The organism is Pseudomonas syringae, assembly GCF_023278085.1.
Taxonomy (GTDB): Bacteria; Pseudomonadota; Gammaproteobacteria; order Pseudomonadales; family Pseudomonadaceae; genus Aquipseudomonas; species Aquipseudomonas syringae_Q.
On the sequence record NZ_CP066265.1, the window covers coordinates 444,123 to 457,320 of the forward strand.

Annotated in this window: 8 protein-coding genes and 1 pseudogene; 3 read left to right on the forward strand and 6 right to left on the reverse strand. The window is 48.9% G+C overall.

Annotated elements, in window-relative coordinates:
* Positions 1 to 20: 20 nt before the first annotated feature.
* A complete protein-coding gene (locus I9H07_RS02010) occupies positions 21 to 524 on the forward strand; it encodes a GNAT family N-acetyltransferase (protein WP_236425582.1) in 504 nt (167 codons plus the stop codon).
* Positions 525 to 733: 209 nt separating this feature from the next.
* Here I9H07_RS02010 and I9H07_RS02015 read toward each other — a convergent pair whose 3' ends face one another.
* The 5 genes and pseudogenes from I9H07_RS02015 to I9H07_RS02035 form a co-directional block, all read right to left on the reverse strand.
* Positions 734 to 1,549, reverse strand: a complete 816-nt coding sequence (locus I9H07_RS02015; RefSeq protein ID WP_058825170.1) for a formate/nitrite transporter family protein — start codon at positions 1,547 to 1,549, stop codon at positions 734 to 736.
* Positions 1,550 to 2,236: 687 nt separating this feature from the next.
* A complete protein-coding gene (locus I9H07_RS02020) occupies positions 2,237 to 3,421 on the reverse strand; it encodes a hypothetical protein (RefSeq protein WP_236425581.1) in 1,185 nt (394 codons plus the stop codon).
* Positions 3,418 to 3,888 (reverse strand): hypothetical protein, encoded by a 471-nt coding sequence (locus I9H07_RS02025; protein ID WP_236427106.1) that lies wholly within the window; start codon positions 3,886 to 3,888, stop codon positions 3,418 to 3,420. Before I9H07_RS02025 ends, I9H07_RS02020 begins: the two co-directional genes overlap by 4 nt.
* Entirely contained in the window at positions 3,872 to 6,733 is a 2,862-nt protein-coding gene (locus I9H07_RS02030) for a hypothetical protein (protein WP_236432207.1), read from the reverse strand. The genes I9H07_RS02025 and I9H07_RS02030 overlap by 17 nt, the downstream gene beginning before the upstream one ends.
* 568 nt (positions 6,734 to 7,301) lie before the next feature.
* Positions 7,302 to 7,878 (reverse strand): annotated as a pseudogene (locus tag I9H07_RS02035) (site-specific integrase); the annotation flags it as partial.
* Positions 7,879 to 8,435: 557 nt separating this feature from the next.
* On the opposite strand from I9H07_RS02035, the gene I9H07_RS02040 reads away from it, so the two are divergent.
* Together I9H07_RS02040 and I9H07_RS02045 are read left to right on the forward strand one after the other, a co-directional pair.
* Positions 8,436 to 10,790 carry a sensor histidine kinase gene (locus tag I9H07_RS02040; RefSeq protein WP_236427083.1) on the forward strand — a complete coding sequence of 785 codons (2,355 nt, stop codon included), beginning with the start codon at positions 8,436 to 8,438 and terminating at the stop codon, positions 10,788 to 10,790.
* Entirely contained in the window at positions 10,787 to 11,710 is a 924-nt protein-coding gene (locus tag I9H07_RS02045) for a hypothetical protein (RefSeq protein WP_236425485.1), read from the forward strand. Before I9H07_RS02040 ends, I9H07_RS02045 begins: the two co-directional genes overlap by 4 nt.
* Here I9H07_RS02045 and I9H07_RS02050 read toward each other — a convergent pair.
* Complete coding sequence (locus I9H07_RS02050; RefSeq protein ID WP_268946305.1) at positions 11,660 to 12,967, reverse strand: DNA cytosine methyltransferase; 1,308 nt, start codon at positions 12,965 to 12,967, stop codon at positions 11,660 to 11,662. The genes I9H07_RS02045 and I9H07_RS02050 overlap by 51 nt on opposite strands.
* Between the last annotated feature and the right edge of the window lie 231 nt (positions 12,968 to 13,198).

Consider the following 13,198-nt stretch of genomic DNA (forward strand, 5'->3'; position numbering starts at 1 on the left):
ATAATCAGGAGAAAACGGTGATCGCATATGACCTGCGCCTGTCGAAAGACAGCGATCTACAAGAGTTGATGCGTATCTCGGCGCAGGCCCGGGCTCGCTACAAGACAATTCCCTCACTGGCTCACGTTGCCGACATTCCTGCGCTGAGCGCAGACCGATTCCAGGTCTGCCGGGTGGTCGTTGCTGTCGATCAGAGTAGTGATGAAATCATTGGCTTCGCAGCCTCGCGACTTCTCGATGGTTTGTTGTACCTGGACAATGTCTCCGTTGACCCTCGCGCTTCGGGCAATGGCATCGGGACAGCTCTGCTGTCCTCCGTTGTAGCGTATGCGCGTGACATTCCGGTTCAGGGAGTAAGCCTGACGACTTTTCGTGAACCGCTCTGGAACGGGCCGTGGTTCAGAACGCATGGCTTTGGTCCCATGCCGGACGCTCACATTGGCGAAGGGCTGAGGAGGGTCATGGATCGTCAGTCACTGACTTTCAGTCCTGCGACGCGTGAGACGTTGTGGCGTCTGCTTTGACGCGCGCGTAATCCGATCCGCGCGATCAACTCAGCGGCGCACGGCACCTTGATTGATCTCGTCCTCTGAGCTCAGGCGGTGCTCTCCGCTATCAGGGTTTTCGGCCTGCTGAGTCGCATCGACGCTAATCCCCGCAGCCCCCCGCAGAGCTTTTCGCTCTGCGATCATGATCTATTATCACCGCAGCGTCTGTATGGCGTTGGATCGGATTATTCCGGTGTTTGTGCGCCGCTGGTCCTGGACAGCTCAGCAGGCCGGGTTGCCGCATTGAAGAACGCCAAATGATAGGCCAGGCCGACGAAGACCGCGCCGCCCACCGCGTTGCCCAAAAATACCGGAACGAAATTGTCGCCGAACTGCGCCCAGCTCAAGGCGCCAGCGAAGATCGCTGCAGGTATGACGAACATATTGGCGACGATGTGCTGAAAGCCGATTGCGACGAATGCCATCACCGGAAACCACATGCCGACCACTTTACCGATCACGTCCTTGCTCGCGTAGCTGAGCCACACCGCCAGGCACACCAGCCAATTGCAGCCGATGCCCGAGATGAAGGCCTGTTCAAAACTGGCACCCACCTTGGCATTGGCGATGGCTACGGTCTTGGCCATGAAGGGGCCTTCAGTCAGGCCCACCAGATGGCCGAAACAATAGGCGACGAACAGCGCGCCGATCAGATTGGCCAGCGTCACCAGCACCCAGTTACGCACCAACTGGCCCAGGCCGATACGCCCGGCGAACAGCGCCATTGGCAGGCTCATCATGTTGCCAGTCAGCAACTCGCCGCCAGCGAGCACCACCAGAATCAGCCCGACCGGGAACACCACAGCGCCAAGCAGATTGCCCAGCGACGCCCACTCGTGGGGGATCATGGTGCTGACATGAATGTCGAGGAGAAACCCGAGAGCGATAAAAGCCCCTGCCAGAAAGCCCAGAATCATTAACGAGGAAAGGCTCAAATGAGCCTTCTTGACGCCGCTTTCGACGGCAATTTCAGCAATTTGCTGCGGGGTGTTCAGAGACATGATGGGCTCGTGCGTGGTCGTGGGCTGAGCATGAGGACTAAAAGCTCAAGCGGTACGCGCATCTGTCGCACCAAGCGAGAACGTTACGGAATGTTTCGGAAGATGGCTAATCGGATGTTTTGATCAACTGATTGAAAGGGTCAATGACTCAGGATACTTCCGTGCGGGTTGGGCTCATGGTGGGGTTGGTGAGCAGGTTGCTGAGGCTCAGGAGTCCGGTGGGCTTGGCAGTGGGGTAGGGATGGTGAGGTCTGGTAGATTCTGTTTCGTGTGCTGCGACGGATTGCTTTTGGGGGAGGTGTTTATGCGTTTCTTTTATAGATACCAGATGAGCTGCAATTGAATCGTCCAAACACACAGAAGTCGCGCAATGCTTGGCTTTCAAAGGTGGTGGGCCCACACGGATTTGAACCGTGGACTGAAGGATTATGAGTTGCCTAGAAACACTGAAAGCTAAGCAAAAACTCGTGTGACCTAGCCTATGTACAATTAGCTTAAAGTAGTGCATTTATTGGAGCTAAGCGTAATTGAGCAGGTTTTTCAAAAGCTTGGTGCTGTACCGCAGATGTACCTTTTAAGGGCCCAAAAGGACTGGTGCTAAAGGCGAGCAAGGCCAATCCAGTTTTAGTAATGACCGGTTTGCTCCGGTAGCACCGACTTCGAAAAAATGTCTGCGTTGCCAAACGCTCACTCTCCCCAGACATCAGCAGTTCCAGCGCGGATTGCGGCCACCACAAATTTGGCGGAGAGGAGGCAGCCGATTCGATGAAAAGCGTCCCCTTTATTCTTGCCGCCGTCATCGACGACAGCCTTCGCCGCGAAGAAAGCAGTACGTTTACGAGCATGCCTAGCGGCCTCGTAGATGGAGTAAATCTCCATATCAAACCCCGTTAGCTTTCGCTGCCCGACCCTCAATGTAGAGGTTTTGCCTTCCTCGGCGATTACGGCGCTGCCGCTGCTGGTGATCGCATCAGATACAATTCTGCAAGTCACTCGCTCGCTGCCTTTCGGCAATTCTGACTTGCCGGGATCTAGATTGGCTTGGAGAGTCGACATTGTCGGCCCTGATGCTACCTCTACCAGTTTGTTATGCACGTCCACTTCAAGCTGCACGTCATAGTGCTCGGATTTGAAGCCCTCTGTGCTCCATTTGCCTGCGTCATGTTGATGGCAGCTCTGAGTCACTAACAAATCGTATATCTGTGATTCTCCAGCAGCACCGCCGCATATTCCACTCATGCATACCAGCCGGGGCTCGAATCTTTCCAGTGCGAAAGCAGCAGCGATTGCAGCACCAACGAGTCCCATGCGGTTCGCTCGAACAATTACAGATTTATAATTACCAATCCTGACTTCTCGGCAACTTAGGCCTGAAATTGTAGTTACCGATCCCCAAGTATCAGTGAGCTTTTCGAATGCATCGACTTCTTTCTCCAACGCACATACAATGACCACATCGAATTTTTTTGCTGGCTGAGCCGCCATCAATTTTATCTTCAGAGCTTCTCGCCACTTACCATGATCATTGAACGGAATGACATTGATATCAACTAGATTAAGGTCGTGCACAAAATCTCCATCATCGAGGGCATGTTGAGTCAAAACGATAGCCGGCGTCTTAAAAGATTTGCTCTGATAGTCTCGTGTGGTTTCAACTAATTGTTCATGATGATCTTCAATGGAATTATCTTTAGCTGAACGCGGTACTAGCAGGTCTAGAAGTATTAGATCGAAACGTACATCAGAAACCGCGCGTGCGTAATCTAGCCAGTTCTTCTTTCTTTGAATGACAGCGTCGGGTTTGATTTCAATAACATACGCATGAATCTGTTCATATTTTTCGTCTTCATCTTCTAGTATCAAGATATTCATAGTTGCTCCAGTATCTCAATGATATCTATTTTCCATTGGTCATCGTCCTCAACGTATCGTACGCAACCAGCAACCTCTATTCCAAACTTATCTGATATTTCCTGTTTGGCCATGTTCACAGGTATCGGAAGGCTTTCTATCTCAATGTCAGGATACTGAGTTAGAATAATACAGTGGGTATGGTTTGAAGTACTCGCTATTTCAAATAATACATCTAGCCCGCCCGAAGACAGAGGGAATGGGGAACCTGCTCCAGCCTGAGGCTCGTGGCTGTGAATGGACATGTCGATGATTGCCAGGTTAAATATTTGTGATGCTAATAATGCAGTCGCCGACGCAAGTGCCTGACATTCTATTATTTCTATTTTTAACTTAAATATGCTGCTTAAATGCGAGCGAATGCCTTCCATTTTGAATTGATCGTCTTCGACGACCAGGCATTTCAGTTTGTCAATGTTCAAGAGCATATACGAGCCTCGCTTGTACTTCGTTGCCTAAGACTGCATATTGGTCAAGCTCAAAGTCCGGACGATTGCTTGCAAGAAGAAGCAATTTTGATATGCCGCTCTTTTTGTCGTAAAGATTTGCATCTTGAAAACCCGCATTTTTTCTATTTTCTATTTGCAGTGATATTTCAGTCGGGTCGTCCGTTGGTTTAATGAAAGAGCTAATTTCTATAATTAAGTGTTTTTTAACTCCTGGGATTATTTCAAACTTTCGTTTGAGTGGTCGGTTACGATCTGCGTATTTGGCCGCATTGCCAACTACAATAGCAAGGGAGTCGTAAATTAAATGATAGAAATTTCCGACAAGTTCAATGTCCTCCTCCCCAGGATCAGCGTTTCCCGGATCAAAATCTGGTATTGTGTCTTTTACTTCTGCAACCGTTGCAGCGAAAAGCAAAGATACTGACGCTTTGGGTGCTACAATCGACGGTCGCTTAAACCAACCCAGCATTGTGGAAAGTTTTCTATCAATTGCTATTTCCAACTCTCTTCTGAAAGTTTCTGCAAGTGCATTATTGACTGTTGCTGCAATTGGAACCAACTCTTCGTGCAAAAACTTTTCATTTTTTAACGGTGTTTGCTGTGCTTTCAGGTAGCGAATCACTGCTACCAAATCTAGCTCTGCAAGACGCCAGCAATAATCGATTATGACTGGGCTAACATCAGCAGTTGACGCGCTTTCAACATAGCTATTGCTGATATTTGTGACGGCGGCCGCCAGTACATCTTGTTTGCTGGAGCTATACATTTCGGGCGTCAGAAGCCCTAATGGCTTAGATTTTGAGTGAACATGCAAACGTTCGGTGATGATTTTTTCAATAGCATTATTATAATTATCTTTCCAAGTGTTCCACTTGGCTGTGAATTGCGAGTTTTCAAACAAAGGCTTGAATTTTGTAGATTTTTCTACCGAGTTTATAACGCTCGAATATACATGTCCGTGAAAAGTGCCATGGCGAATTCTGCGGCCTATGTATGAAGCGATACCGAATACTGCATTAGAACAAAACGCATTATAGCTCTGAGTCATCACCATCGAAATTATTGTCTCGTCACAGGTGACAGATGTGCCTTTTTTCCCCAGTCCCGTTGATGTAAGAGCGCTACCTAGCTCAATCATCATTTCATCTTCAATCCATGAGGAAAAGCGAGACGGGTCGACATAGATTCGATGGTCATCAATCTCGTTTCGAACTCTATTGATTTGATGATCAATTCGTACAGCGCGAGCTCGCTGAAAATAGTGCTCGTCCTTGGTAAATTCAGCCATCCATTCGTGTAATGATGCTCGGATTTCTGGAATGTCAGCACGATGTGGTGCGAGCTTAGTAAGCTTCGCTAAGAAATCCTCAGTAGCAATATCATATATATATTCTGCGATATATGGATGAGAGTCTTCGTAGTATTTCACGAGCTTAACTAGTGAGCCTTCGTGATATTTGAACGCTATGTCTTCTAAGAGTTTTCTCAAAAGGAAGCTATCAAGTTCGTTTTTACTTCGCTTGCCAAGAAGCAGAAATAAGATTAATTTGACTAACTCGTCCTTGGCGAGCTTGGCTGCTGTGCGAACCGAATTAATAGGAACCGTACGAGCAAGCTCGCCAGTCAGCCCCATAAGAGTAAGTAGGTCTTCTTTATTAAAACCTATCTGACCCTCTGATTCAGTGAGCCAGTAATTGAATAGCGCGGATCTAGTAACATTACCTGACATCTCAAGATTGGCTAAAGTAGAGTGCTTATGTTTCGTAAACTGGGAGTCCCCCACGAGTTCATTCAGATCGGTACCGTTACCGATCCAGGCAGATAGCTTTTCTTTCAGCTCGCCAGGTAGCAAGTCTGTCTGTTCACGTGAAGTGTCGTAGTAATTGTCAGTTAAGATTCGATATTCTCTAACTGTTTCATATTCCAGCCAAGCACTGCTTTGTTTGAAAAAAATATATTCACTTTCGCTTGCTGTAGCGTCGTAGGTGTTTATTAAATTTTCGAAAAGCCTAGGCTGGCCGAGAGTGTCCGCGATCTCATTTATTGCTGGAAGTTTTTCTATTTTAAGAAAGTGTCTGTTGAACTTTATCAGAATTATAGCGTCGAGTAGAGAACATTTTAATATCTCTTTTAGATATTCTTCAAAATCTTTTACAGAGGAGGCAAATGGTTGAATGCTAAGTTTTGATAGAGTCCGGGTGTAACGGTTTATGGTGCCTCGATCCACAATGTTCAGAACAGCTCTTTTACTTGTTAAAATACTCTGGTCTTGAGTGTAGGTGTGGATTAATGATGATGTCACTACTCCTTTAATTCCAGCCTGTAGTATTAGCTTCTCAATTCGCTCGTCAACGTTTCCCTCTTCAAGGTTCTCTCGTATAAGAACTATGCGTCTTAACAGTGAGTGGCTCCAGCCATCATGTTTCAGTGTTTCAATTATTTTTTCTACGCAAGCCGAAAAACTTTTGGTGGAGTATAATAAGTCTATGTTATATAGTGAGTTGGTAAGCTGAAGTAACCTTTTTCTATTTGTACGCGTGCTGTCTTCAATGCTACCTAGTAATTCGTTGAGATCTAAGTTTCTATACTCTTGAAGAGTGTCAAAAAAAGGTGGGTTTCTTGGAAATAAATCAGATTTTCTTACTGCTTTTGTCAGGGCTGAGCTATTTAAAATGGCTTCTAAAGCTTTGAGTTGTGCGTTTCCAAAATTCTTGCTGAGTTTGGCTAAGCGTGTAATAGCGTTTCCGTCTTTATCGCTTAGTATCGCCCTTAGTTGGTTTCTTGTTCTTATATCAAATTGTCTAAGCTTTTCTTCCCTGCGCATCATTAATTCCTTGTGGTCTTGCAACCATTGAAAAATGGTAATAAACCATTGCTAGTGCGAAATCTATGGGATGGCTCTTAGGTTTTCATGTGGGAATAAGCTCGCACATATTATAAAGCGGTTGATCGGTTAGCTGTGTTTGTTGCGGGCCGAGTTTGTGACGCGCTAAGGATCGAAGCTGAGTTGCTATCTGTGGAGATCATGGACATCTCCGCCGCTGCTCGCCATCAGGCTCCAGAAGTACCAATTTTTTTCCAGCACGAATATCCCGATTGCTCGCGGGCTACGGTAGGACGTGATGGTAAGCGCTGAGCCAAGCTGCTACCCCTCCGGTCAATGTTTCTTTCTTGAACGCCCTGAGCGTGACTGGCAGTATTGCTAAAAAGCTCAGCGAGCTAAGCCTGCAGCACCTGCTTTTGATGAGTACAACGAAGTCCATTTCTCATCATCTTAGGATTTAGAGTTGGCCCAGTTTAACGGTATATGTCATGGTGGCACAATGCTTCGGCGCCTATCGAGGTTTTACGCTTTCTATGAGGCGCACCACACGCTTTTTTAGATCAACCTAATGCCGGCGCAAGGATGTTATCTCTGACGAGCGCATGCCGGTCTCCAGTGCGATTCGAACAATCCAGCCTAGCGCTGGATTACTGTGCGCGTTTACGACAGCCAGCAACCGACGTTCCTCTTCCGCAGATAGGCGCCGATCTCTGCCTTCGCCTGGGCTCGGCTTTCGGATGTTAAGCACCGGGTTGAAACTTAGCTCCAACCCCCCTTCCTGACTTGCCACGACTGGTGATAGGGGCTAGGCGCGTATTTCGGTAATTGGCGATGATCTCTGCAGAGAGCGCTGCCATTGGATACTTGCCCAGATGGCTTATCAACTGCTGAGCCTTGGTTGCCTAAGCGCCCTGAGTAGCCGGCTTCTTTGTCGGGCTGACCTCAGCCAGATAGCGTTTCAAGGCCATTGCCAGAGTTATTCGCTAGGAGCCACTTCTCTGGATGTACACACCCCTCACCATTTCGTCTTCTGTGCGGCGAGCCCAGTCCTCGGCGTCGCGCTTGGTGCGAAAGGCTTTGGCATTGGCCGGCTAGCCGGTTTTCCGCACCAAGGCTTTCCAGGTGCCAGCGAAGGACTGGTCCAGCTGTTTTTCTCGCAGACAGCAAAAAGCCGCGCAATGCGCGGCTTTGAGTATGGTGGGCCCACACGGACTCGAACCGTGGACCAAAGGATTATGAGTTGCCTAGAAACGCTGTTAACCAAGCTAAATCAGGCGCAGCCTGACGTAGGTACAGTGAGCTGAAAGTAGCGTGATTAGTGGGTTAAGCGTAACTTAGCGAAATGGGTGAGAGCTAAGGTCTGTACCGCTGGTGTACCTTTTTGTGTCGAAAGATACGACGTCATTTTTGGTAGATGGGGAGCGACGTCTCCGTGTGTCTTGAGGATTTGTAGAGCTTGCCATCGCGCGCATCCTGGTCGCTTATTCTTGGGTTAGACATAGGGTGCAAGCGTGCTTAGGGAATGGCTGCGGCGTCACTGGGCGTGCCTGCAAGCGTCTGGCGAAGGTGGCAGATCCAGAGCAGATTCAATCCGAAAATAATGTAATAACCCGGAGCTTGTCCCAGTTAAAATATAGCAAAATGCCTTACGCAACGACCTGGAATGACCCGCGTTGTTAGAGATCGAAAGGGGAAGACGAGCTTGGCTCAAAAGGACGATTTACACTTTGACGTGAGCACTGGCCTCAAGCGGGTATTAGGTCGGGAACTCATCACGGATGACGAGGTTGCAATTTTTGAGCTCGTCAAAAACTCATTCGACGCTGGCGCTGACAGCGTCCAGCTCCATTTCAGCGACGACAGCATCATCATCGCGGACAACGGCTCGGGTATGTCCTATGAAGATCTTACAGGCAAGTGGCTGTTCGTCGCCTATTCCGCTAAACGCAGTGATCGTCCGGAAGACGACTTCCGTAACGTAGCCGCTGAGCGCCGGCACTATGCCGGCAGCAAGGGTATAGGGCGTTTCTCGTCTGATCGGTTAGGAGAAGAGGTTGTCATACAAAGCCGACCCAAAGGAAAATCTAAAGTTGTCCATCGTCTGACGGTCGACTGGGGACTGTTCGAAAAGGATGCTAAGGAGCATTTCGAGAAAATCCCAGTCCGTTATTTAGAGCAAAGCTCATTCCAATTGCCAAGTGAGCTGAGCAAATTCGAGGCTACTGTCAGACATGGCACGGCAGTCACTATCAATCGGCTGAGGCGACCCTGGTCCCGGTCTCGAATTCTTAATCTAAAAGCGTCGTTAGCGAAGCTGATAAACCCTTTCGGCGAAGAAACTGACGGATTTGGCATTCACATAACCGCCCCGTCTGAGGATGAGGAGGACAAGAGGCTTATTGCCGCTCATTCCAAGGAAGGCGACGAGCCTCTTCCCAAAGATCTGGTCAACGGCCAGATCGGTAATTTCATTTTTGCAACCTTGCAAGACAAGACTACTTTTATTCGGGTTAGCATTGAGGGCGATGAGCTGCATACCGCGCTCACTGACCGTGGCGAGGTTATCTACAGGATTGTGGAGCCAAATCCGTATCCTCATTTATCAACTGCAGATTTTAGATGTGAGATCTACTATCTCAACCAGTCAGCTAAAATAACCTTCGCTCGACGTGTTGGCCTTCCTTCAGTTCAGTTCGGATCCGTGTTTCTGTTTAGGAATAGTTTCCGCGTCTACCCAATCGGTGAAGATGGTGATGACTGGTTTGGGTTTGCCAGGCGCAAGCAGCAGGGCTATGCGCGCTTTTTGGGCACGCGCGAAATCATCGGCCGGGTAGACGTTTCTGGTGCTGATGAAGATTTTCAAGAAGCCTCCAGCCGCAACCAGGGATTGATTGAGACGCCTGCGGTAGAGCAGTTGCAAAAGGCCGTGATGGAGCATTGCTTAAAGCGGCTGGAGAAGTATGTAGTTCCAGTATCGTGGGTTGATAAGCCCGATGCGAATACCGATGATCTTTCTAGATTGATGACTGACCCAGGTAGAGCTCGCGTAACAGCTGCTGTAGCTAACCTCGTGGACAACGATAAGGTTCAGCTTATTGAGTACAGCAAGCGACTCGTAGATTTGATTAACGAGCGCTCCAGCGATTTTGAGACATCTTTAGTTGGTCTGCGTGCAATTGCTGAAAAAACCGGCGACCCGGACCTTCTTGATCGACTTGATTCGGCCGAGCGTCGTTTTGATGATTTAAAGAAGTCTGAGAACGACGCCCGACGGGTAGCTGATACTGCTTTGGCTGCGGCTGAAGCCGCGAACCGCCGCGCTGACACGGCAGAGGCTGAGGTAGAAACGGAGCGGCGTCGTGCACATTTTCTTGAGTCTTTCGTAAACGTTGACTCGGCTACGATCCTTAACCTGCATCATCAGGTAACGATCTATGCTGTGGACATTGCTCAGCAGATAGAGAATTTTCTAACCGAAACTGCCGATCAGACAATGGTGTCGCGTGAAACTGTTCTCAAAACGCTAGAGCAGATGGCTTACCTTAATAAAAAGGTCATGTCGGTAACGAAGTTTGCAGCAAGAGCAAAATTCAAACTCGACTCCGAAAAAATCGAGACCGATCTCGCTGCGTTTTTTTATGATTACATCGACCAAATCGCCCGTACAACCGGCAGCGTAAGGCTGCAAATAGTTGTTGAGAATCTTCACCCCGGTATGACGCGAAGGTTTAACCCGATAGACGTTTCGGTAATAGTGGATAATTTAATAAGTAATGCAAGAAGAGTCAGGGCTCCCTCTATTAAATTTGTTCTGACACAACAGGATAAAAGTGGCCTAACGATCCATGTTAGTGATAATGGACGTGGTCTGTCCGCTGGTACGAATCGCTCACGTATATTTGAAATGGGATACACAACCACTCAAGGGTCAGGTATTGGCTTGTATCATGTACGGCAGGCACTTGGCGAAATGGGTGGAAGTATTGAACTCGACGATCAATTGGAAAAGGGTTTGGGCTTCGTCATCAAAATCGCCGCGAAAGGAAGAAAATCGTGAGACTGGATTTTAACGTGCTGTGGGTGGACGACCAGCCAGATGGCGTGGCCGCACAAATCAGGAGTATCAGGTCGAGAATGGCCGCAGAGGGTTTTGAATTCAGACCCCGGCAGTGCACGACGATTACCCAGATGGAACAAGTCATTTCCGATGACGTATTTACAGATGAGGTGGACCTAATTCTTGTGGACTGGGATCTTGGTGGCGGCGTAGTTGGTGAGGACGCAATCGATCGCATTCGGCAAATTGTTCAGTATAAAGACGTGGTGTTTTACTCCGGCCAGGCTACTGTCGTAGAGCTGCGTGAGAAAGCTTTCCACAAGGAGCTTGAAGGCGTCTACTGTGCCAGTCGGGCTGAACTTGTTGAGGAGGTAGTTGGGGTCTTCGAGTCACTTATTAAGAAGGTTCTCGACCTTGATCATACTCGGGGCATCGTCATGGGAGCTACGAGTGACATAGATCATATGGTCAACACTTGTTTGACTCTAGCTCACGGCAAGCTCGATGACGCAGGCAAGGCTAGATTTATAGAGGAGGCGATGAAGCGGGTAGTGGAGCAGGTTGAGAATATTACAAGGCAGGGAGAGAAGCTGAAGGGGACACCTAGCGTCGAGGCCCTATTCAAGACTCACATGCTTTTTACGTCTGATCATCGTCTTCGCATGCTGGCAAATATTCTGGGGATGGCCGAATTCACGCCCTTTGCAGGCTCCGTGGCTACGGTTAAAGCGTATCGCGAGGGCGTTGTCCATGAGCGTAATACCCTCGGACATGCGGTTTTAGTCCCTCAAGGAAAGCCAGACACTGTCATCGACGACACTGGTAAAGCTGTTGATATTGCGCAGATGCGAGAGCTTCGCAAACTAATTCTAGGTCTGCGCACAGATTTCCGCGTCCTTCTGGACGCCATGCAGTCTTGAGATCACCTCTGTTTTACTGAGTCCTACAGCAGCGGTCTCTCTTGTCAGCAGATCTACCAACATCTCCCCAATTGCGCGTGCAGCAAGTGGTGGTACTGCGTTAGCCACTTGCGTGAAACGAGGTACTTCCTGCTTGCGACGATGCCCACCGGAGGTGTACTTACCTTGGAACGAGTACCAATCCGGAAAGCTTTGCAGTCTCGCGTTCTCTCTAACGGTTAGTGTCCGTGGCTCAGAATAGTGAAGGAGGTCGTCAGGCATGCTTGTAATTGTCGGTGATGGGCGATCAGGGTCTAGAACCCGAAGAGCAAGCTTTTTGAGGCCAAAACGAGCGCGCATTTCTGCACCGATGCTTACGTTGAGGCGACCTTCTGCATGGCTAAGCGCGATGATTTCCTTAAAGCGGGATACGATGTTTCCGTTATGACGAGCTAAGCGTAGGTTGTCAGGAGATTCGCACCCTGCATTCATCAGCTTTTGGTAGTGAGTGAGCGGACCGGCATAACGAGTTTCCTCGAAACCCTTACTCTCTGTAGATGGCCGGGTGCCGCAGTGCGCCGTCTCAAAATCGGAAATCGCCGAACCGGATGATACCGGTGCTTTCAGGCGCAGAGAGCGCAGGAATGAGGGAAGGCTGTTTTGTAGGTGTATGAAAGGGTCAGGTACATCTAGTTCTGAGCGAAAAGCGAGGACAAAGTAGCGTGTTCTTCTCTGCGGCACACCGAAGCACGAAAGGTCAATAAGCTGCTCATGCACCGTATAGGCATTAGACAATCGAGCTTTGAGTGCTTGCGAAAAATTCTTGATCTCCCCTTCTGCATTGAAATCAAGTGTGAATCCTCGCACGTTCTCTATCAAGACCGCCCTGGGTTTTATGATATCGACCAGGTTTAAGTAAGAGTCAAATAGTTGATTACGTGGATCATCATGCTGACGCCTACCTGCGCTAGAAAAACCTTGGCACGGAGGCCCGCCGACAAGGATATCGATCTCACCAGAAATCTCTTCAAGCTCTTCTCGGTAATTGGTGAGAAGCTCGACGATGCCTAAGGGCTCTTCAGGGAGCCACTGCGGCCATGCGTATCGAAAGGGTGATCCTTCCGCTAGCAGGTTTGTCTGTAGTGTGGCAAAAGCGAACCTATCACGCTCTATAGCAAAACGGCCAGTCAAGCCCGCTTGCATCAACCCGAGAGACAGACCTCCGCAACCCGCGAACGCGTCAATAAAGGTCAGTGGCTTGGTAGGTGATCGTGGCATCGTTTTTTCAGATCTTTAGGAGTTATGGGTGCGTCTGCGCAATTATGCCTGACCCGAAGGGGTTAGAGCCAGGTCGCAGAGTCTTGACGATAATTATGTCGGCGATTGAGGTCGGCTATCAGAGGTACTTTGTCCACTCACCTACGCAGCGCTAGAGGCGGACAGCTTGCCATTAGTCACATCTGGGTCAGGCCAGGGCCTCATCCACACTCCTGCAACCCTAACCGAGCG